Source organism: Hyphomonas sp., from assembly GCF_046313735.1.
Lineage (GTDB): Bacteria > Pseudomonadota > Alphaproteobacteria > Caulobacterales > Hyphomonadaceae > Hyphomonas.
Map to the genome: position 1 here is coordinate 74,204 of NZ_JBKBXW010000002.1, position 20,607 is coordinate 94,810.

General features: G+C 66.4%; 23 protein-coding genes. 10 read left to right on the forward strand and 13 right to left on the reverse strand.

Annotated elements, in window-relative coordinates:
* Positions 1–38: 38 nt before the first annotated feature.
* From ACK4SV_RS01475 to ACK4SV_RS01485, 3 genes are all read right to left on the reverse strand, one after another.
* Complete coding sequence (locus ACK4SV_RS01475) at positions 39–383, reverse strand: endonuclease domain-containing protein (protein ID WP_409916010.1); 345 nt, start codon at positions 381–383, stop codon at positions 39–41.
* A 135-nt stretch (positions 384–518) separates the two neighbouring features.
* The gene (locus ACK4SV_RS01480; protein ID WP_409916011.1) at positions 519–2,426 is read right to left on the reverse strand and encodes a gamma-glutamyltransferase family protein; all 1,908 of its coding nucleotides are present in this window, start codon (positions 2,424–2,426) and stop codon (positions 519–521) included.
* Positions 2,427–2,441: 15 nt separating this feature from the next.
* On the reverse strand, positions 2,442–2,864 hold the full coding sequence (locus ACK4SV_RS01485; RefSeq protein ID WP_409916012.1) for a TIGR02301 family protein: 423 nt from the start codon (positions 2,862–2,864) through the stop codon (positions 2,442–2,444).
* Here ACK4SV_RS01485 and ACK4SV_RS01490 point away from each other — a divergent pair.
* The 4 genes from ACK4SV_RS01490 to ACK4SV_RS01505 all read left to right on the forward strand — a co-directional run bounded on the left by ACK4SV_RS01490 (position 2,844) and on the right by ACK4SV_RS01505 (position 6,690).
* The gene (locus ACK4SV_RS01490; protein ID WP_409916013.1) at positions 2,844–3,836 is read left to right on the forward strand and encodes an NAD(P)-dependent oxidoreductase; all 993 of its coding nucleotides are present in this window, start codon (positions 2,844–2,846) and stop codon (positions 3,834–3,836) included. The two genes, ACK4SV_RS01485 and ACK4SV_RS01490, sit on opposite strands and share 21 nt — an antisense overlap.
* A 26-nt stretch (positions 3,837–3,862) precedes the next feature.
* Positions 3,863–5,092, forward strand: coding sequence for a PQQ-dependent sugar dehydrogenase (locus tag ACK4SV_RS01495; protein WP_409916014.1), 1,230 nt, complete (start codon positions 3,863–3,865; stop codon positions 5,090–5,092).
* Positions 5,093–5,170: 78 nt separating this feature from the next.
* Positions 5,171–6,166: a magnesium transporter CorA family protein gene (locus ACK4SV_RS01500; protein ID WP_409916015.1), complete on the forward strand. Its 996-nt coding sequence runs from the start codon at positions 5,171–5,173 to the stop codon at positions 6,164–6,166.
* A 158-nt stretch (positions 6,167–6,324) separates the two neighbouring features.
* A complete protein-coding gene (locus ACK4SV_RS01505; RefSeq protein ID WP_409916016.1) occupies positions 6,325–6,690 on the forward strand; it encodes a hypothetical protein in 366 nt (121 codons plus the stop codon).
* Between the two features lie 146 nt (positions 6,691–6,836).
* On the opposite strand, the gene ACK4SV_RS01510 is transcribed toward ACK4SV_RS01505, so the two are convergent.
* On the reverse strand, positions 6,837–7,208 hold the full coding sequence (locus ACK4SV_RS01510; RefSeq protein ID WP_409916017.1) for a hypothetical protein: 372 nt from the start codon (positions 7,206–7,208) through the stop codon (positions 6,837–6,839).
* Positions 7,209–7,308: 100 nt separating this feature from the next.
* The gene (locus ACK4SV_RS01515) at positions 7,309–8,292 is read right to left on the reverse strand and encodes an NAD(P)H-dependent flavin oxidoreductase (RefSeq protein WP_409916018.1); all 984 of its coding nucleotides are present in this window, start codon (positions 8,290–8,292) and stop codon (positions 7,309–7,311) included.
* A gap of 210 nt (positions 8,293–8,502) precedes the next feature.
* On the opposite strand from ACK4SV_RS01515, the gene ACK4SV_RS01520 reads away from it, so the two are divergent.
* Positions 8,503–8,739: a hypothetical protein gene (locus ACK4SV_RS01520; RefSeq protein ID WP_409916019.1), complete on the forward strand. Its 237-nt coding sequence runs from the start codon at positions 8,503–8,505 to the stop codon at positions 8,737–8,739.
* Between the two features lie 163 nt (positions 8,740–8,902).
* Positions 8,903–9,145 (forward strand): hypothetical protein, encoded by a 243-nt coding sequence (locus ACK4SV_RS01525; RefSeq protein ID WP_409916020.1) that lies wholly within the window; start codon positions 8,903–8,905, stop codon positions 9,143–9,145.
* Between the two features lie 94 nt (positions 9,146–9,239).
* Here ACK4SV_RS01525 and ACK4SV_RS01530 read toward each other — a convergent pair whose 3' ends face one another.
* The 6 genes from ACK4SV_RS01530 to ACK4SV_RS01555 form a co-directional block, all read right to left on the reverse strand.
* Positions 9,240–10,025, reverse strand: a complete 786-nt coding sequence (locus ACK4SV_RS01530; protein WP_409916021.1) for an SDR family NAD(P)-dependent oxidoreductase — start codon at positions 10,023–10,025, stop codon at positions 9,240–9,242.
* 110 nt (positions 10,026–10,135) lie between these two features.
* Positions 10,136–10,414 carry a helix-turn-helix domain-containing protein gene (locus ACK4SV_RS01535; protein ID WP_409916022.1) on the reverse strand — a complete coding sequence of 93 codons (279 nt, stop codon included), beginning with the start codon at positions 10,412–10,414 and terminating at the stop codon, positions 10,136–10,138.
* Complete coding sequence (locus ACK4SV_RS01540) at positions 10,383–10,655, reverse strand: BrnT family toxin (protein WP_409916023.1); 273 nt, start codon at positions 10,653–10,655, stop codon at positions 10,383–10,385. The genes ACK4SV_RS01535 and ACK4SV_RS01540 overlap by 32 nt, the downstream gene beginning before the upstream one ends.
* Before the next feature lie 81 nt (positions 10,656–10,736).
* Positions 10,737–11,132, reverse strand: coding sequence for a type II toxin-antitoxin system HicB family antitoxin (locus tag ACK4SV_RS01545; RefSeq protein WP_409916024.1), 396 nt, complete (start codon positions 11,130–11,132; stop codon positions 10,737–10,739).
* Positions 11,129–11,332, reverse strand: a complete 204-nt coding sequence (locus tag ACK4SV_RS01550) for a type II toxin-antitoxin system HicA family toxin (RefSeq protein WP_409916155.1) — start codon at positions 11,330–11,332, stop codon at positions 11,129–11,131. The genes ACK4SV_RS01545 and ACK4SV_RS01550 overlap by 4 nt, the downstream gene beginning before the upstream one ends.
* A 67-nt stretch (positions 11,333–11,399) precedes the next feature.
* Positions 11,400–12,707, reverse strand: coding sequence for an AAA family ATPase (locus ACK4SV_RS01555; RefSeq protein WP_409916025.1), 1,308 nt, complete (start codon positions 12,705–12,707; stop codon positions 11,400–11,402).
* A 154-nt stretch (positions 12,708–12,861) separates the two neighbouring features.
* Between ACK4SV_RS01555 and ACK4SV_RS01560 the strand changes: the two genes are divergently transcribed.
* The gene (locus ACK4SV_RS01560) at positions 12,862–14,241 is read left to right on the forward strand and encodes a class II 3-deoxy-7-phosphoheptulonate synthase (protein WP_409916026.1); all 1,380 of its coding nucleotides are present in this window, start codon (positions 12,862–12,864) and stop codon (positions 14,239–14,241) included.
* A gap of 110 nt (positions 14,242–14,351) precedes the next feature.
* Positions 14,352–16,772 (forward strand): protein kinase domain-containing protein, encoded by a 2,421-nt coding sequence (locus tag ACK4SV_RS01565; protein WP_409916027.1) that lies wholly within the window; start codon positions 14,352–14,354, stop codon positions 16,770–16,772.
* A 10-nt stretch (positions 16,773–16,782) separates the two neighbouring features.
* On the opposite strand, the gene ACK4SV_RS01570 is transcribed toward ACK4SV_RS01565, so the two are convergent.
* Positions 16,783–17,367 carry an ECF-type sigma factor gene (locus ACK4SV_RS01570; RefSeq protein WP_409916028.1) on the reverse strand — a complete coding sequence of 195 codons (585 nt, stop codon included), beginning with the start codon at positions 17,365–17,367 and terminating at the stop codon, positions 16,783–16,785.
* 220 nt (positions 17,368–17,587) lie between these two features.
* Here ACK4SV_RS01570 and ACK4SV_RS01575 point away from each other — a divergent pair, with 220 nt between their 5' ends.
* Together ACK4SV_RS01575 and ACK4SV_RS01580 are read left to right on the forward strand one after the other, a co-directional pair.
* Positions 17,588–18,028 (forward strand): hypothetical protein, encoded by a 441-nt coding sequence (locus tag ACK4SV_RS01575; protein WP_409916029.1) that lies wholly within the window; start codon positions 17,588–17,590, stop codon positions 18,026–18,028.
* A gap of 207 nt (positions 18,029–18,235) precedes the next feature.
* Positions 18,236–18,841, forward strand: a complete 606-nt coding sequence (locus ACK4SV_RS01580; RefSeq protein WP_409916030.1) for a hypothetical protein — start codon at positions 18,236–18,238, stop codon at positions 18,839–18,841.
* A 143-nt stretch (positions 18,842–18,984) separates the two neighbouring features.
* On the opposite strand, the gene ACK4SV_RS01585 is transcribed toward ACK4SV_RS01580, so the two are convergent.
* Positions 18,985–20,607 (reverse strand): TonB-dependent receptor family protein (locus tag ACK4SV_RS01585; protein ID WP_409916031.1); only part of this gene is annotated, 1,623 nt, incomplete at its 5' end.

The window sequence follows — 20,607 nt, forward strand, 5'->3', positions numbered from 1 at the left end:
CCTCACCCCCAGCCCCTCTCCCCCAAGGGAGAGGGGAGTCAAAGGCCTAGCTTTTCCTGGACGAGGCGCATCAGGTGATCGGGATGGCGTGCGTCTTCGGCGGGGATGCGCAGGGTCGTCCAGCCGAGCGACCGAAGGGTCGCGTCCCGCTCTGCATCGCGGGCAGCGACTTCGGGCAGGGCATGGATGCCGCCATCGATCTCGATGACGAGGCGGGCGCGCGTGATGGCAAAATCGACGATGAAGCCGTTGATGGGATGCTGGCGGCGGACGGGATAGCCATGGGCCCTCAGGGTACGGAGGGTGTTCCAGGCGATGTCCTCGGCGGCGTTGGAGGATTGGCGCAGGCGGCGGGCGCGGGCAACGGATCTGTCCTCTGTCAAAGCCCCTTCTCCCTCGGGGGAGAAGGGGGTGGGGATGAGGGGGCGAGGCAAAACGGGATGTTTCGCGTGGGGCGAACCCTCACCCCCAACCCCCTCTCCCTTGAAAGGGAGAGGGGGCTTGAGGTCGCATCGTGCTCAATACCCATCCGCGCTGCCGTCCTTGCGCATTTCGGTGGCGGCGTGCCAGGCGCCGGAGGCGAAGTCGCGCATGATGGCCTGGTAGCCGCCATAATTGGCTTCGCAGCAGGCCACCTCATAGCCGCGCTCACGCAGGGCTTCGGCGGCAGACACAAGACCGCGTTCGAGCATGACCTTGCCGGTGCCGGTGTTACAGTCCGCCCCCAGAGCATCCTGCGGGTCGCAGCCGCCATCATGTTCCCAGCGCGCGGCGTCGCCCGCTTCCTGAAGGCCCATGCCGAAATCGACGAGGTTGGTGATGATCTGGACATGGCCCTGCGGCTGGAGGCCGCCGCCCATCAGGCCGAAGCTGAGCCAGGGCTCATACGGGCAGGCGACCTCCGGCGCGACGCTGCGCACCTGGCAGCCCGGCAGGTCCTTGCGGAAGGCAAAGGCGGGGATGATCGTATGGAAGGGGCGCTTGCCGCCGGCGAACACATTGGGATGATCCGGGTCCAGGCTGAACAGCTCAGCCCGGTTCTGGAACATGAAGCCAAGACCATCAGGCACAAGACCGGAGCCCATGCCGCGATAATTCGACTGGATCAGAGAGACCATCATGCCGTTCTTGTCAGCGACGGTCAGATAGGTTGTGTCGCCGTCCCGCAGGGCGGCGTCGGTGATCTCCGTGCCCGGAGCAACTTCCGGCATTGCGCGGGAGGGATCGATTCGCTGGCTGCGCGCGGCATTGTATCCGGGCGCAACGAAAATCGAGGGGTCAATGCCGGAATAGGCAGGGTCCGCATAGCCGAGCGCGCGGTCAGCAAAGGCAAGCCGCTTGGCCTCGACCATGGCGGTGAGGGCGTCGGGAGAGCCGAAGCCCATCTCCTTCAGGTCGAAGCGTTCGAGCATTTCCAGCATCTGCAGCGCGGCGACGCCCTGCGTGTTGGGGCCAAGCTCGCAGAGCTTCACCTCGCCGCGATATTCGACGCAGATCGGCTCCATCCACTCGCCGCGATGGGTCTGGAAATCCGCATACGTCATGGCGCTGCCATGGCGGCGGAGGTAGGCGGTCATCATGCGGGCGGTCATGCCGCCGTAGAATTCGCCTCGGCCAAGACGTCCGATCCGCTCCAGCGTATCGGCGAGGTTCGGATTGCGAAACAGGCTGCCTTCGACCGGCACGGGATCGAAGAAGGTGCGCCGGGCGTTTTCGTATTCTTCCAGCTCGCCGCTGGCATGGGCGGGCGCATAGCGCAGGGGCCCGCGCGACCAGTACCAGGCGATCATTTCCGGGATCGGCGCGCCGTCCCTTGCATAGCGCAAGGTGGGGGCGAGATTGTCCGCCATCGGAAGACGCCCGAACTTCTCATGCAGCGCGAACCAGCCATCGACCGTACCCGGAACACTTACCGTAATGGTGCCATAGCGCGGCAGCTTGCCATTCTGGCCATGGGCTTCGGCGCGCGCCTGCGCCTGTTCCAGCGTTGCGGCCTTCGGCGTGCGGCCCGAGCCGTTATAGCCATAGAGGCGCTGCGTCTCGGGGTCCCAGACGATGGCATAGAGATCCCCGCCGATGCCGTTGCCGGTCGGCTCGACGAGGCCGAGCATGGCATTGGCGGCGATGGCGGCGTCCATGGCGCTGCCGCCGGCCTTCAGGATGTCGAGCGCGGTCTGGGTTGCCAGCGGATGGGCGGTGGCGGCGGCGCCGTTGGGGGCGATGACGGCGGAGCGGGTCGCGATGGGCCGGCCACTCTCCGGGCGCTGGCCGGACATCGGGAAGGCGGCAACCGGGGGCGCGAGAACGTCCGGCGGGGCGATGCTGAGGCGGGCAGCTTCCTCCGGCGCGGCGTCGGCGGGCGAGGGCACCTGGGCGCAGGCGGCGAGGAGAAGCGCGCCGAGGGCGGCGGTCAGGCGGAGTTTCATCTGGGGGCGGCCTCCTCAGCGCGGACGGGGTTGGGCGGGGAAATAGTGCGCGGCGAGGCGGTTGGCGATCTCCTGCCCGTTGGCGGCATAGGCCGACTCCGCATCTGCCGCCCGCCGGTCGCAGACCGGGAAGGCCGCATCGGCGCGCATATAGGCCTCGTTGAAGGCCCCGACGAGCGAAGAGCGCAGGTTTCCGGGCTCGGGCGCTTCCAGGCCGAGCAGGTCGGTCATGTAGCGGCGCCAGTATTGGTCTTCATTGCCATTGCAGCGCACACGGATGGCGTGTGCCGAGCCGAGAATGCTCGCAAGGTTGACGGCATCGCGGAAATAGTCCGGCCCACGCGAGGGCATCTCACCCTGCGGCAGGGCGGGCAGGTGGCTTGCGGCGATCATAAGTCCGCCGCTAAGCAGGAGGGCATGAAAACGCTTCTTCTTCATGCGCGGACTTTCGCCCGGCTTGAGCCAAGGCTCAAGGGGCGGGAAGCTGTGCTCGCAATCGTGACGCTCGACGATGCCGGGCGCTGGCATAACGCCTATACATCGCAGGCCCTGAAAACCCCGCCGGAGGTGCATCTGGCGTATGGCAATGTCGATGCGTTCTATTCGCCCTCGGTGCGCGATTTCATGCTGGCGATCCTGAAAAGCGAGGCGTTCGACTGGTTCCAGTCGGCGGCCGCCGGGATCGAGAATCCGGCGCTGGCGAGTATCGGCCAGAAGGCGCGCCTCTACACCACCAACCACACGCAGGCTGAGGCGATGGCCGAATGGGCGCTGTGGCAGGCGCTGGACTTCCTGCGCGACGGGCCGGGCCACCGGGCGCTGCAACGGCAGGGCAAATGGATGCGCCTGAAGGCGCGGGAGATGCAGGGCTCGCGCTGGCTGGTGATCGGCTATGGCTCGATCGGGGAAGCGGTCGGGCGCCGGGTCAGCGCGCTGAGCGGCGTGGTGACCGGGGTGCGCCGCAGGCAGGGGCCGGCGCCGGGGGCCGCGCGGATCATTCCGCCGGAAGCGGTGGCGGGCGAATTGCCGGGGGCCGATGTCGTGCTCCTGTCGCTGCCGCATACGCCGGAGTCCGAAGGCATGGCGGATGAAGGCTTCTTTGCGAAGATGCGCAGCGATGCGCTGTTCATGAACCTTGGGCGCGGGGCGCTGGTGGACGAGGCCGCGCTGGTCGCCGCGCTCGATGCCGGCCGGCCGGCCTATGCGGCGCTGGATGTGACACGGATCGAGCCCCTGCCGGAGGAAAGCCCCCTCTGGCGCCACCCCCTGATTGCGATCACCCCGCATGACAGTTCCGACACGCCGGGCACGATTGCGCGGGCGGATGAGACTTTTCTCAGCAATCTGGAGAACTATCTGGCCGGTCGGACGTTAACCCATCTGGTTGACCGGGCGGCCTTCGCTGCCTGAATAATCCGTGCACGAAGGAGTTACCCATGCGCCATGCCCGTCTCGTCTTGCTGACTGCCGGGGTTGCCGGCCTGTCCATCGCCTGCGCCGCGCCCGGAGACGGGCCGGACTTCGCCTCCGCCGCAGCCGATAGCGGAACGCAGACTGCGTTGGCGGAAACAGCGGCGATCAGCCCGGACCTGCCGGGTTTCACGGTGACGGGAACGGACGGAATGGTCCTGACCGCTACGCCGCTGGAGACCTTTGACAATCCCTGGGCGATGACCTTCTTGCCGGATGGGCGGTCGCTGGTGACGGAGAAGGCCGGGGCGATCTGGCTGGTGGGCACGGACGGGGTCAAGGCAGGGCAGATCACCGGCGGGCCGCAGGTTGTGTCGCGCGGGCAGGGCGGCCTCGGCGACCTGATCCTGCATCCGGACTTTGCCGAGACCGGCGAAGTCTATCTCTCCTATGTCGAGAGGGATGCGTCCGATGACAGCCTGTCGGGCGCGGCGGTGGAGCGGGCGGTGCTGACGCTGACGTCTTCCGGCGGCAGCCTCAGCGAGCGGGAAGTCATCTGGCGGCAGTATCCGAAAGTGACCGGCAACGGGCACTATGGCCACCGGATGGTTGTTTCGCCGGACCGTCATCTCTTCATCACCTCGGGCGAGCGGCAAAAATTCGATCCGGCCCAGGACATGGGCGGCAATCTTGGCAAGGTCGTGCGGCTGAACCTGGATGGCAGCCTGCCGGCGGACAATCCGTTTGCGGATAGGGGCGGGGTCGCGGCGGAGGTCTGGACGCTGGGCCACCGCAACCCGCTGGGCATCGATTTCGACGCGTCTGGCCGGCTCTGGGTGCAGGAGATGGGCCCGGCGCATGGGGACGAGCTGAACCTGATCGTGCGCGGCGAGAATTACGGCTACCCGGAAGTTTCCAATGGCGACCATTATGATGGCCGGCCTATTCCCCACCATGACACGCGCCCGGAATTCAAGGCGCCGGCAACCTATTGGGTGCCCGCGATCAGCCCGGCGGGCCTGATCATCTATGACGGGGACATGTTTGCCGGCTGGTCCGGCAATGCCTTTATCGGGGGCTTGTCCTCGCAGGCGCTGATCCGGGTTGCGCTGGCCGAGGATGGCAGCGCGGAGGAGGCCGGGCGCTATGCCTGGAACAAGCGCATCCGCGAAGTGGCCGAGGGGCCGGATGGTGCGCTCTATGTGCTGGAGGACCGGGACGGCGGGCGCCTGATCCGCCTGACGCCGGCTGGCTGACACAGCCGCCGGCGGGCACCGGCTTGCTTTCCGGGCCGGCTTTGCGCAGACAGGGCGCTCTATCAGGGCAGGGCGCACATGATCCGTACCTATGGCAATGTCGATGGCCGGTTCGTCAGTCTTGGCGACGACCTTGCGAACTTTTCCGAAGCGGTGTGGATCGACCTGATCCATCCGGACAAGGATGAAGAGACGGCGGTGGAGCGCGCGCTCGGCATTGATGTGCCGACCATCGAGGAGATGAGCGAGATCGAGCTGTCGAGCCGTCTCTACTCGGATGATGGCGCGCATTTCATGACGGCGATGGTGCTGTCGCACACCGACAGCGACAATGTGCTGCTCTCGCCGGTGACATTCATCCTGATGGGGGAGCGGCTGGTGACGGTGCGCTATGCCGAGCCGCGCTCGGTGGAGACGTTCATCACGCGCTGCCAGAAGGCGGGCGCGTGGAGCGCGGATGCGCTGGTGGCCGGCCTGCTGGAAAGCCTGATCGGGCGGATCGGCGACATCCTGGAGCGAACGGGACAGGAGCTGAACGTCATCTCGGAAGGTATCTTTGCGATGCAGCCGCCGCCGGTGCGCAATGGCTATGGCGCACTGCAGCGGCCGGCGCGGCCGCGCAATTATCGCTCCGTCCTCGAACAGGTCGGGCGCAAGGGCGACTTGCTTTCGAAGATCCGCGAGAGCCTTGTCTCGTTCCAGCGGCTGCTGGCTTATGACACGACCGTTGCGGCGATCCGCAAGGCGGGCGAGGAAACCGACAGCCGCATTCGCACGCTGGCGAGCGACGTGCAGTCTCTGTCGGATCACACGAACTTCCTGACACAGAAGATCACCTTCCTGCTGGATGCGACGCTCGGCATGATCAATATCGAGCAGACGGGCATCATCAAGATTTTCTCGGTGGCGGCGGTGGTGTTCCTGCCACCGACGCTGATTGCCTCGATCTATGGCATGAATTTCGAGTTCATGCCGGAGCTGGCCTGGCCGCAGGGCTATCCGATGGCGCTGGGCATGATGCTGATGTCGGCGATCGTGCCGTACATGTTCTTCAAGTGGCGGCGCTGGCTATAAGCCGGCTCAGGACAGCTTTCTGGATTGTCATGGAACGATGCGCGCGCCTGCGCATTCAATGGGTCATGGACCGGGCCTTTCCCGCTGTGTGCTGCCAGCGGCCCGGCGACCTCCGACGACGTTCTGCGGCACGCCACAAAAGATCAGGAGACGGACAGATGAAAGCCTTCCATATTCCCGCCATTGCTGCTGCGACGCTGGTGTTCGCCGCCTGCGAATCCACCGGCCAGTATCAGGGCACGACGCGCGATGCCACCATTGGCGGCGCGGCCGGCGCGATTGGCGGCGCCGTGCTCGCTGGCGACGGCAACCGCACGCAGGGCGCGGTGATCGGCGGCGCCCTCGGCGCGGCGGCCGGCGCGCTGTATGGCTGTACGCGCGATCAGGTCTGCCCCTGGAACAGCAACAATCCCAACCATTCGCAGCTCTATGCCGATCCCCAGACCGGCCAGCGCTATTTCATCGATACAACCACCGGCGACACCTATTGGGAAGATGGCCGGTTCCGTTCGGCCGGCCGTTAAATCTTACGCCCGGACGGGGGGAGGCGCAGCGTGCCAGTGACGTTCTGTCCGGCGCGCTGCCCCTTTCCCGCCGCCAGCACCCTTGCCCGGACGCGCGCTTTCTGATGCGCGGCCGGCAAGGGTCTTTGGCGTTTTGAAGGACAGGTTCAGGAGGTGTCGGGCGCGGCGCGGGCGGGCGCACGGCGGATGCCCGGGCCGGCCCTGCAAAGCCCGGTCCTGCAGATCGCGGCCAGATCGCTGGGCGCGCCGGCGGCGTGCGGGATTGGATCAAGCCGTCCGCTCACGGAGCGTTCCCAGTCCGGCGCCGCCCAGTGCGGGCGCGCGGGCAGCACGGGCCGGTAGGTGTCCGGCGGGTCTCCGGCAATCAGGATACGGACCGATCCACAGCGGGTGACTTCGATATAGACGTCGCGCCGGTGCTGCCGCATCCAGCTGCGCACGATGCACAGCTGCAGCCAGAGCCACCAGCGGAAGGCCGGGTGGACGAAGGCATAGAGGTGTGCGGTCTGACGATCCATTGCCGCGCATCATACCATGGCTTTTCAGGGGTAGGATACGATTCCTGTGATCTGCAGCAGATACAGGGATTACCCCTGTGGATTGGGCGGGCCTTTGCGTTCAGACCGCCACCTTCACCCGCAGCTGGTTCATGCGGTCGATGGCGGCTTCGGCGTCCCGCATGATGTCGGCGACAATTTCCGCGACGGGTTTGACTTCGCGGACGCCGCCGGCGGACTGGCCCATGGCGAAGCAGGATTTGTCCATCGAGAGGCGCGCTTCATCGGTGATGCCGCCGATGCCGCCGATGGTGCCGTTCTGGTGGGAGTGCATGGCCTGGAAGGGGAAGGGCTGGATGTCCTGCGGGCGGCTTTCCCAGTCATTGATGTAGTCGTTGGTGCGGCAGCGCATGGGCTTGCCGGAATAGCAGCGCGTGCGCGTGGTATCGGTATCACCGGCTTCGACGACGGCGCGTTTATACATGTTGGCGGCGTGGGCTTCGGCGCTGGCGATGAAGCGGGTGCCCATCCATACGCCTTCGGCGCCAAGGGCGAGGGCGGCAGCAAGGCCGCGCCCGTCATAGAGGCCGCCGGCGGCGATGACGGGGATCTTCACGGCTTCAACGGCCTGGGCGACGAGGGGCATCGTGCCGACGAGGCCGGTATGGCCGCCGCCTTCGCCGCCCTGGAGGATGACCGCGTCGCAGCCGGCTTCCTCGGCCTTGATGGCGTGCTTCACGGCGCCGCCGACAACCATGACTTTGAGGTTTGCCTTTTTCAGCCGCTCCATGATCGGCATGGGCACGCCGAGGCCGGCCACAAAGGAATCAGCCCCGCCATTGATGATGACATCCACCGAGGCTTCGAGGCTTTCGGGGCTGGCGGCCAGCAGGTCGACGCCGAAGGGCCGGTCAGTCAGAGTGCGGACTTTCTTCATCTGCTCCGCGATGAAATCGGGCGTCGTGCCGGCCATGCCGAGGACGCCGTAACCGCCGGCATTGCACATGGCGGCGCAGACCTCGGCATAGGAGACCCCGCCCATGCCGGCCAGCATGATCGGATGGTCGGTGTTCAAAAGAGCGGTCAGGCGGGTCTTCAGGGCCATGGCGATAATTCCTCCGGGGTCTGGGTCTTGTCTTTGCAGACGGGGCTAGCGGCTCGCCGCAAGGTCAACGCAATAGGCTGAAACTGCCCTGATCTGGCCGAAATTGCCGCTGGTTTGCCGCAATCTGGCCGTGATCAAACGGCAACACATATGAGCTTGCTGGAATGACCCGGCAGCGTGTCTGTAATCCGATTAAGAGGGGAAGCTCTTATGACCAAACTGTTTGCGAGCGTTGCCGCAACCGCACTTTTCGCTGGTGTTGCCTTTGCGGGTGAACTGCCGGTGGAAGCTGAAACCATCGAAGCTGAAGTGACGATCGAAACCTCGATCGACGCCGAAATCGAAGCTGAAGGCGATGGCGAAGCCGAGATCGTGGCCGTCTATGCCGAGGACGAAGAAGAAGAGTCCGAGGAAGACGAAGAGTCCGACGAAGGCGATGATGAATAATTGAGCATCTGGCCCGGAAACACCCTTAGCGCGGCGCGCAGGGGTGTTTCAGGGCCGGTATTCGGCGGAAGATCCGGACACTGTGCAGAATGAACTTTATGTAATCAGGCAACAGTGCTAGTGAGCCGCCGTTCGAAAGAACACATACAGGGGTAGTATCAACATGAAACAACTTGTCCTGATCGGCGCTGCTGCGCTCGTTCTGGCCGCTTGCGGCGGCGCCGGTGAACCGGCTCCGGCTCCGGAAGCTCCGGCCACCGTCGAGGATGCTGTGGAAGCGACTGAAGAAGTCGTGACCGAATCCTACGAAGCTGTCGAAGAGACTGTCGAAGACGCTGTCGAAACGGTTGAAGAGACCGTGGAAGAAGTTCTCGAAGAGACGACGGACGAAACCGCTCCGGAGTAAGCTGCTGGCACCTGCCAGGGCTGAACCTGAGTTGAAGAAGGCCGCTTCCGTGAGGAGGCGGCCTTTTTCGTTGTTCGGTTTTCCAGGGCGCGAATCAGAATTTCGCGTAGCCGCCATCGATGATCAGCGTGTCGCCGGAATGGTATTTCGAGGCGTCGGAGGCGAGGTAGACGGCGATGCCGCCGAAATCCTCCGGCTCGCCCCAGCGGCGAATCGGGACGCGGCTGATGACCTTGGATGTGAACACTTCCTGGCCCTGGGCGCCTTCGGTCATGTCGGTCGCGATCCAGCCGGGCAGGATCGAGTTCGCGCGGATGCCATAGCGGCCATATTCCACGGCGCAGGCATTCATCATGGCGATCAGGCCGCCCTTGGTGTGGGCATAGGCCTGGTTGCGGCCTGCGCCCTCGATGCCGGCGAGGGAGGCCGTTCCGACCAGGCTGCCGCCCGGATCGCCGGCCTTGGCGCGTGCGACCATGGATTTGGCCGCTTCGCGCAGGGTGAAGAAGGCGCCGACGGAGTTGATCCGGGCGTTATACTCCCAGGTTTCCAGCGTCATCGTCTCGAAGGAGGCCGCGCCCCGGCCGACACCGGCATTGGCGATGCAGCAATCGATGCGGCCGAATTCTTCCCCGGCTTCCTTCATGGCTTTGACGACCTGGGCTTCCTCGCCGACATCGACGGCCCAGGCTTTGACCTTGCCGGTGCCGAGGCCGGTGGCTTTCTTCACGGCGGCGTCATTGTCGGCGGTCTTGCGGCCCCAGATGACGACATCGGCGTTGGAGGCGGCGAGCGCCTCGACCATGCCGAGGCCGATGCCCTTGTTGCCGCCGGTGACGACGCAGACCTTGCCGCTGAGATCGAAGGGTTTGTAGGTCATGGCTCCGGCGTTCCTCCGTTGGATATTTTATGGACGGCGCACCGTGACAGCCCTGACGCGAGGGCCGGTCAAGGGGCGCGCGGTGCGAATTTCTGGAGAGGGTGGGTGGGTCAGGCGACCACGCTGGCGACCATGTCGGGATGCTGGCCGATGACGCGGACATAGGCGACGGCGAAATCGGGCGGCGTCGCGCGGGCCTGTTCCCAATCCCGCAGGGTGCCGACGGGCACGCGGAACCGCTCGGCAAACTCGGTCTGCGACAGGCCGAGACTGGTCCGCGTGCGGCGGATCAGGCGGGCGCGCTGGGCGCGGTCGAGCGCTTCGGGCGGCGTGTCGAAGTCTTCCGCATCGGCAGGATCAGCCGGCAGAGCGATAGGCTTTTTCTTCATTCGCATTGCTCCTTCTCACTGATACGAAGCGGGGCAGGTCACCGCGCCAGACAAATACACCCGTGAACAGCTTACCATCGACATTGCCGACGACCTTGAAACGCTCCTCACCATCCCGTGGCCGGATCGAGGGGATGATCAGGTGATCCTCGTCCTCGAAAATCCGGTCGCCGAAAGCGAGGGACAGGCCGTGCTTGTCCCGGTTGGTCGCGTCCTTGGCCGGGTCGAAGCGGTCCGTCACGAAGGCTTTATACGGGATTTCCGTATACAATGCAATTGACCGATCATCCAGGCGCAGATGACATCTGCTCTATGAAAATCGTCAGCGCCGTTCGATTTCGTGGCGGGCGGCTTCGATGAGGAAGGCGGAGCGGGTGAGGCCGCGCTCGCGGGCGGCGGCGTCGATGGCTTTCAGCATCCCCTTGTCGAGGCTGATATTGGCGCTGACCTGGCGGGACTCGCTGACGATCAGGGGCACCGGCATGAGATAGGCCCCGGCGAGGATGGCCGCGCGGATATCGGGCACCTCATTCAGCTCGGCGCTGCTGCGGGCTGGCGGAAGGGGCTGGCTTTCGAGATGCAGCGACAGCGCCTCGATGGCGTTCTTCATCAGATCGTCTTCGTCATCGGCTGCAGAGAAGCAGCCGGCCACATCCGGGAAGGTTACGCCATAGGCGCTGTCACCTTCCTGCTCGACGAGGGCGAAATAGCGGGTCATGTGTCTTTCTCCTCTAGCCAGCCAGCTGACCGGGCGATGGCGCGGGCGGTGCCGGTTGGCAGGTCTTTCTTCGGATGCGGCACAGTCAGCGTGACGCCGTCTTTCCGGTACTGGTGATGCGAGCCAGCGACGCGCACCAGTTCCCAGCCCTCCTGTTCCAGACGGCGAAGGATTTTACGGCTGTTCCGCTCTACCGCCATGCGCAAAATATTGCGCATAATCGGCGGAAGATCAAGCAAAAGGTGTAGGCCTCATAAGTGGCCCGCCTCACACCCCCTCAGGCTGGTCCAGCAGGGTGCGCAGGTCTCCGGCGAGTTGGCGGAGGCTGTTGCGGATGGGTTTGAGGCCGCCGCCGCGGCCGGCATGGACGAGCAGCTGGCGCCAGCGCGGCTGGCCTTCCTCCGGGGCGCGGACGGTGAAATGGGCCGAGCGCGGCAGGGCGGCGGTCATCAGCGCGCGGGACAGCGGGAAGCCGGCGAGGGTGTCGAAGGCGCCATTGCGGGCATCGGCCTCGAAGGTCGATTGTTCGTTTCGGTTGACCATGTTGAACAGGACCGACAGGTCCGGCTGGCGGGCGCTGCCGATCTGTCCCCGGATGACCTGGCCGAGCAGGCGCACACCGCGCAGGGAATAGATGTCGGCATGCATCGGCGCGATTACCCGGTCGGCGGCTTCCAGCGCGCAGCGGGTGAGGAAGGTGGCGTTCGGGTTCGTGTCGAAGAGGATCAGGTCATATTCGCTGCGGTAATGCTCGATACAGCGCAGGAAATGCTGCTTGATGGCGGCCAGCGCATCGGGATCGGCGGCGAAGGCGTATTTCGAGATCTCGAACTGGCCGGAGATGAGATCCAGCCGGCCGGGCGGGCCATCCGGGCCGAGGAGTTCATGCACGAAGGCGTCGCGCGCGGCGGGGCTGAACGGGGCGGGGGTGAGCGTCAGCCAGCTTTCCGCCGGCGAGACGGCATCGCGCGCATGAAGGCGCGAGCGCTCGAACAGCGAGATGACCGAGCGGTCCTCGGCGGCGAAGGCGTCGGCGGCTTCCATGCTGAAGAAGGTCTGGGTGAGGTTATACTGCGGATCGAGGTCGATCATCAGGACGCGCCCGCCGGTCAGCGCCTGCCAGGCGCCGGAGAGCTGGGCCGAGACGGTGGTCTTGCCGACGCCGCCCTTGAGGTTCATCACCGCGATGACCGGGCATTTCTGGCGATAGGCCGCCTGCACCTCGGCCACAAAGCGGGCGAGCCCGTCCGGCTGGGCGGAGGAATGGCGCAGGAAGGGCTGGACATCGGTCTTGAAGAAGCCGGTCAGGCGGGCCTTGTCGATCTGGTAGGGGATGATGCGCAGGCCGCGCGCGCGGGCGGCCTCAACGTCAGCGCGCACATGGCGGGAGCGGATGGCATCGGCTGAGACGAGCACGGCGAGCGCAAAGGCCCGGCCAATCGCCTCGTCCGCGCCGGCGCGCTCGCCCGTGCCTGTGCCATAGGCGGGGGTGACCCCGGCGGTCCTCAGCGCCTCATGCAGGGCGAGCAGGGCATCGGGGTCGGCGCCTGAATGGCTTATGTAAACGTGCGACATCCGGCCCCCGCAGCTTCACCAACACTCTGTCCCGGCAAGCCTTTTACGGCCTGCGGGGACACCTCGGCCACCTTCCTGCTGTGAAATTATGGTGAAACTTGAGCAGGCGCCGTCCATGTGGTTTATGCGCGGCAATTCCGAGTGAGACTTAGACATGACCTGGCACCCTTCCGACTGGCGCAACCTGCCGGCCAAGCACATTCCGGCGGACTATCCCGATGCGGCAGCGCTGGCGGCTGTCGAGACCCGTCTGAAGAGCTTTCCGCCGCTGGTGTTTGCCGGCGAGGCGCGGCGCCTGAAGGCGCGGCTCGGAGAGGTTGCGGCCGGCAAGGCCTTTCTGCTGCAGGGCGGGGACTGCGCCGAGAGCTTCAAGGAGTTCCACCCGGACAATATCCGCGACACGTTCCGCGTGATCCTGCAGATGGCGGTGGTGCTGACCTTTGCGGCGGCGAAGCCGGTCGTGAAGGTCGGGCGGATTGCCGGCCAGTTCGGCAAGCCGCGTTCTGAACCCATTGAGACGATCGACGGAGTGACCCTGCCATCTTATCGGGGCGACAATATCAATGGCATGGAATTCACGCCCGAGGCGCGCATTCCCGACCCCGAGCGCCTGATCCAGGCTTATTCCCAGTCGGCGGCGACGCTGAACCTCTTACGCGCGTTCAGCCAGGGCGGGTATGCAAGCCTCAACAATGTGCATCGCTGGATGCTGGGCTTTGTGGATCGCAGCCCGCAGGGCGAGCGTTACCAGAAGCTGGCCGAGCAGATTTCCGCCTCGCTGCGTTTCATGCAGGCCGTCGGCCTCAATGCCGAGACCGTGCCGCAGATGGCGCAGGTGGAATTCTACACCAGCCATGAGGCGCTGCTGCTCGGCTATGAAGAGGCGATGACGCGCATCGATTCGACCAGCGGCGACTGGTACGACACCTCGGCGCACATGCTGTGGATCGGCCACCGGACGCGGCAGGTGGACCATGCCCATGTCAATTTCTGCAAGGGCATCAAGAATCCCATCGGCATCAAATGCGGCCCCGGCATGGAGGCTGATGAGCTGATCCGGCTGATCGACACGCTGAACCCGGCCGATGAGCCCGGCCGCATCACGCTGATCTCGCGCTTTGGCTCGGAGGGCGTGGCGAAGGGCCTGCCGCCGCTCGCGCGGGCAGTGAAGAAATCCGGCCGCACGGTCGTCTGGTCGTGCGATCCGATGCATGGCAACACGCTGAAGACCGGCACCGGCTTCAAGACGCGGCCTGTGGACCGTATCCTGTCGGAAGTGCGCCAGTTCATCGATGTGCTGACCGCCGAGGGATGCTATCCGGGCGGGGTACATTTCGAGATGACGGGCCAGAATGTCACCGAATGTATCGGCGGCGCGCAGGCGATCTCGGAAGAAGACCTCTCCAGCCGCTACCACACGCACTGCGACCCGCGCCTCAACGGCGAACAGGCGCTGGAGCTTGCCTTCCTCGTGGCGGAGAAGCTGCAGGCGGCAGAAGCGGGTCTGGGCGACGCGGCGCGCAAGGCGGGGTGAGGGGGCTTTCGCCTCTCGACTGGGCCACTTGACTGCCGCGGGCATTATTGACCCGTTCTGCGCGTGCTTTACGCCTTGGGGCGGAGTGGATTTGCCGGAGGCGTTTCTTCATGCTGACACCGGAGCGGGAGCGGACGGCGCTCAGCCTGCTGACGGCCTCGCTGGACCGCGAGGACATGGATGTGCGCGCGCGGCTGGAATGGCTGGAGGAGGCGGCTGGACGCGACCCCGACGTGATCCGGCGCGTCATAGAACTGATGGAGGCCGATGCGCAGGTGACGGCGCTGGAGGCCGACATCGGCGCGCCGCTGGAAGTGCCGCCGCTGGAGCTCGGCGTGTGGCGGCTGGAGGCGATGATCGGGGCGGGCGGCATGGGGTCGGTCTACCGCGCGCGGCGGAATGACGGGCTGTTCGACCAGACGGTGGCGATCAAGTTCATGCGCGCGCGGCAGGGGGAGATTGACCTTGCGCCGCTGATCGATGCCGAGCGCCGGACACTGGCGCGGATGGACCATCCCTCGATTGCGCGCATCCTCGATGGCGGGGTCACCGAGGGCGGGCTGAGTTACCTTGTAATGGAGTTCGTCGCGGGCGAGCCGATTGACGAACATGCGCTGCGCCAAGGGCTCTCGCCGGAGGCGGCGGTGGCGCTGGTGCGGCAGGTGGCGGGCGCGCTGGCGCATGCGCACCAGTCGCGCGTGGTGCACTGTGATGTGAAGCCGGCGAATATTCTGGTGACAGAGGATGGGCGGGCGAAGCTGATCGATTTCGGCATTGCGCGGCTGCAGGAAGTGGCCGCCGCCGAGGGGCTCGACGGGGTGACACGCGCCTATGCGAGCCCGGAGCGCTGCGCGCGGGCGCCCGCGACACTGTCCGATGATGTCTATTCGCTGGCGGTGACGCTGTATGAGCTGCTGGCCGGGGAGCTGCCCTGGGACGCGGCGCGGGCGGATGCGTGCCAGCCGGCGGCGCCGCTTCCCGTTCTGGAGGTGCGCAATCCGGGTGACCTGGCGGCGATCCTTGCCAAGGCGGTCGCGGTGGACCCTGCGGCGCGATACCGGAGCATGGAGGCGTTCGACGCAGACCTTGCCGCCTGGCAGGGCGCGCAGCCGGTGAGCGCGGTGCCGCGGCGGTTTGTGTACCTCGCGCGCCGGTATGCGCAGCGGCGGCCGTTGGCGCTGGCGGCGATGGTCAGCGCGGCGGGGGCGGCGCTGGTGGCGCTGGCGGTGATCACGAATCTTTACCTCGCCGCAGAAGCCTCACGCCGTCAGGCCGAGGAGCGGTTTGACGGGCTGAGGGCGCTGGCGGGATTCATGATCTTTGATCTGAATGCTCAGCTGGAACAGGTGCCGGGGGCGACGCCGGCGCGTCATGCGATGTCGGCGCGGGCGCAGGCTTATCTCGATGCGCTGGGGGAGACAGCCGGGGGGAATGCCGGGCTGCAGGCGGAGGTGGCGACGGGGCTGGTGCGGCTGGCCGAGGTGCAGGGCGTGTCCAGCCGGCCGAACCTCGGCGAGACGGAGCAGGCGATTGCCAACCTTGAGCGGGCGCGCGGCATCCTTGATGGGCTGGTGCGCCGGGCGCCGGGCGATGCGGCCCTGCGCGAGGCGCGGGCAAGGGCGCTCTATTTCCTGGCCGTGACGAAGGCGGGCTATACGCTGGACCCGGCGCTGCAGCTGAGCCTCGCGGAAGAGGCCGAGCCGGATGCGCTCGAGGCACTGGCGGCGGCGGGCGAGGCAGAGGCCGGGGCGCGCAATGGGCTGCTGCTGGGGATAAGGATGACACGGTCTGACGCGCTCCAGACGCTGGGGGATGTGGCCGGCGCCCGCGATATCCGCGCGGCGGAGGAGGCGCGGCTGCTCGCCCTGCCGGAGGCGGCGCGGACGGGCATGGATTTCAGCTTCGAGGCGGGCCGGGTGGCCGCGCTGCTGGGCGACAGCGAGTATTACCTTGGCAGTATCCCGGCCTCGCGAGAGGCGTATGCGCGGGCCGCGGAGCGGTTCGAGACGGGGCTGGCGCTGCAGCCGACGAACCGCAGGCTGCTGACGGGGCTGCACTATGCCTATTATTCGCTGTCGTCGGTGGAGGCGGACCTTGGCGATCCGGCTGCAGGGCTCGCCGCGGCGGAGCGCTCGCGCGAAGTGGCGCTGAAACTGATGGCGTGGGACCCGTCGGACCGGCTGGCGCAGCGCTCGGCGGATATCTCGCTCGGTCAGGTGGCGCTGATGCTGCAGGCGAACGGGCGGGCCGCCGAGGCGTTGGCAATTGTCGAGCAGCAGCTGGTCGCCTACCGCGCGGCGGCGGCGGCCAATCCGTCGGATGGCGACGCGCAGCGCCGGGTGGCTGTGCCGATGCGGGGGCGCGCGGAGATGGTGCGCGATGTCTCGGGCCGGGAGGCGGGCTGCCGGGCGCTGCAGGAGGCGGCGCAGAGCTGGGCGAAGCTGGAGGAGGGCTGGGGGCTGTCGGACTTCGACCGCACCAATGATGTGCGCCTGATTGCCGAGGCGATGCAGGCGGAGGGGTGCCGGTAAAGGCGGATTTTCAGGGCTTCAGCGCGTCGTGCAGCCAGGCGCGGGCGACCCGCCACTGGCGCTTGATGGTGGAGAGGGACACGTTGTCGAGCTCTGCGATCTCCTCGAGTGTCAGGCCGGAGAAGTAGCGCAGCTCAACGAGCCGGGCGAGGGCGGGGTCGACCTCTGCGAGGCGGCTGAGGGCGTCGTGGATGACCTCTACATCGACGGCGGAGTCGTCCGGCGCAGCGGATTCGGCGATCTCGGTGATCAGGGTGACTTTCGGGCCGCCGCGCTTGGCGGCGCGCTCGCGGCGCACCTCGTCGATCAGCACCTGGCGCATGATATGGGCAGAATAGGCGAAGAAATGCGTGCGCCGCTGGGCCGGGATCTGGCGCTGGTTCATCACCTTGATGGCGGCGCCATTGACGAGTTCGGTCGGCGCAATGTGCTGGCGGGCACGGTCGCCGGCGAGGATCTTGCGGGCGAGGAGGCGCAGCTCGTCATAGACTTCGCCGAGCAGCCGGTCGCGCTCGCGCGGGGAGAGCGCGGCGACGAGCGCCTCCTCCGGGAGGGCCTCGCCGCCGGGGGCCGGGCTGTCGCTGCCTGCGCTCATGATGCCTGCCTTGCTCCCCTAGAGTGGCGCTTATCGGGCTGCAAGCTGCCACAGGACCAGCGCGATGCAAGCGCCTGCGCGTGTGAGGCGACGGGCGGGGCGGTTTTTTCCTGAATGCGCATGACCCTTTTTACGGCGGCCCTGCGCCGCAGAAAGTAAGGCGGACTGGCCGGGTGGGATGTCCGGGGGCGCCGAAAGCTGAGGATCAAGGGAGACGGCCATGACGGTCAAAGTGAGGAACATCATCGTTTTCGGGGCCGCGGCGCTGGCGCTCGGCGCCTGTGCCACCAGCAGCTACACGACCCTGCCGGGGTTCAGCGAGCTGGAAGCGCGCAATTATGACTGCAGCCAGCTGACGCGGGAGTACATTTCCGTCCGGATGGTGCAGCGCCAGGTGAGCGAGGCGAGCGTCATCAGCGTGCGCCGGATTGTCAGCGGGCCGAGCGATCTCGGCCTTGGCAACCTTATGGCGCGGGCCGATGCGAAGGATGCCGCCGGTGACCGGCTGGAGCAGATCCGCCTGACCATGGCGGCCAAGGGCTGCCCGGCCGTGATCGAAGCGGAGGATGAGGAGGCTGAACCCGGCCGGCTGAGCATGGTCGACCGGCTGACGGAGAATCCGGTGATGCGCTCGGCCAACCGGCTGGTGCGCGGCAATTGAGACGGCCCGCCGGGCGCAGATGAGGACCTTCCGGGAAAGCCGGCCTTGCGGGGCCGGCTTTTTCAATGCGCTGAATAATAACGGAAAAATCGGCGCTGCAAGATTGTCGGAAAAAAGTTTGCCGGGTCTGGACCGTTTTTCCTGGGAGCCGCGCCGTAGAAGGTAAGGCGGGAATGATCCTGCCGGGGACAACAAAGGACCAGACCGATGAAAACGCTTCGCACCCTTCTTGCCGCTGCTGCCAGCCTTGCCGCCATGACCGGCGCGGCCTCGGCCCAGGACTTCACCCAGATGGACATCTCCGGCTGGTACAATTCCCAGGTCCAGCAGCAGAACGCCTACATGAACAACATGCAGGAGCAGATCATCCAGCAGAACATGGCGAACCCGCAGATCGTGGCGATGTACAACCAGATGGTCGCCAGCGGCCAGTTCCACGGCGACCTGCGCACCTTCGCCTACAACTATGCCGCCACCGGCGGGTTTCAGAACACGCGCGGGTATTACCAGACGTCGAACGACATCGTGAACAATGAGCGCCGCGCCTGGAATGGCTATCAGGGCGCCGTGCAGAACTCTCGCAACGCCTATAACGGCTATACCGGCGGATTCTCGGAGAACATGCAGGAAGCCGGACGCGGGCTGATGGGCCAGTCGACCTATTACGGCTACGGCACGCAGGCGCTGCCCCACACCTGGGGCGCCAATACCCAGCACTACTACCAGGGCAACCACTATTATGTGGACCAGTCGGGCACCTACTGGATGGCTGATCCGAACGGCTCTGGCTACTGGTACCAGCTGCAGCGCTGATGCGCTGACAGACGGGGGACGCACGCGCGGCGCGCCGCTTCCGGAAGGGGGCGGCGCGTTTGCGTTTGGGGCGTGTGCGGAAGGTGTCCCCGGCCTGGCAGCAGGGTGCGTCCAGGCCGGGTCCGCCTTTCCGTTCCAGGCACCTAGCGGCGCAGGCTGATACCGGCATAGACCGAGGCTGCGTCTCCCGGAAAGTAGAGCCCGCTGCCGGGCCCGGCCTGGTTGACGACATTCACGGCGGAGACCCAGCGCTCGTCAGTGAGGTTGCGCCCTTCGACCCAAAGGCGGACATTGCCGACCTCGACCGTTGCATTGAGCCCGATCAGAACCGCCGCCTCGGCGGAGATCGTGTTGAAGAGGTCCGTGCGGGTGGAGCCGCGCCAGGTCAGGTTCGGGGTCAGGGTAAAATTCGGGCCGAAACCGAAGCGCGCCTCGGCATAGGCTGAATGTTCCGGCACACCGGCGACCCGGTTGTTGCCATAGACCGGATCATCATCGAACCGTGCCCAGAGCCAGTCATACTTGCCCGCCAGCGCGAGCGACGGGCCGCCGGGAAAGAGGCTGTCCGTGAGATCCGCCTCGCCAGCCAATTCGAAGCCGGTGCGCAGGGTTTTATCGGCATTCAGGATCGGCGGGTTGAGGGCCCCGGCAGCATCGAGGCGGAGAAGCTCGCCCTTCAGCCGGCCATGATAGAGGGTCGCATCCCAGCGCAAGGCGCCGTAACGCCCGCGGCTGCCGATCTCGGCGGTATCGGCCGTCTGCATCCGCAGGCGGGGAATGCGGTCCGGCTGCAGGGGCTGGTTGCCGCCGAGGTCGAAGAAGGACGGGGCTTCTGCTGTCCGGGTGAGGCTGGCAAAGACGCTCCAGCTGTCCGCGACCCGCCAGACGAGGCCGGCGCCTGGGAGCCATGCGTCATATGAGATGTCATAGGCGGGGGAAGTGGTTGGGTCGAGCGGGCCGCGCCGCTCTGCCCGATCCGTGGACAGATAGGCGAGCGAGCCCGAGAGCAGGAGCGCCGGGCTCGCCTGATAGCCGAGGCGGACATAGGCCTCGGTGTTGCTGGCTTCCCGCACGCGGTCAGAGGCGACCGCCCCCGGCTGGGCGGAGACCGGCGAGTTGAGGCCGCCGGCATAGGCAAAGGTGGTCGCGTCCTGATCCATCGTGGCATAGCGGAGCCCGGCTTCGGTGAGCCAGGGGCCCATGCCGGGCGCAGAGGTCCACAACAGGCCGGCGCTGAGCGTTTCGGAATCCTCCAGCAGGATGCCGCCTGGGGTCGGGTGGTTCTTGAAACGGTCATTCCAGCCGGCTGTGACAGTTACCAGGCCGGGGCCCATGTCGAGAACCGTCCGGCTCGAGAGGAATTTCTGGTCGATGTCGGATTTCTGGTTGCGGCGCACCGAGACGAGGGCGGCTGCGCCCGGATCGGCGAGGAACTCCGCGCGGGTCAGGGTGCCCGGCCAGAGGGCGTCGGTTTCGACAAGGGCGGCAAACAGCCGGGTCTCGATCCGGTCCGACAGGCGCAGGCCGGCATTGGCGGAGACGCGCAGCGTCTCGGTGGCCGACTGGTCGCGATAGCCGTCCGCTTCCGAGGCCGTGATTGCTGCGAACGCATCAAAGCGTCCCATTGCGCCGCCGATCTCGGCGCTGCCGCGCTGATACCCGAAAGAGCCGGCCGAATAGCTGATCCCGGCGCCGGGATGGGTGAGGCCGGTTTTCGAATGGGTCTCGATGACCCCGCCCAGCGTCGTGGGGGGGCGGGCGCGGGG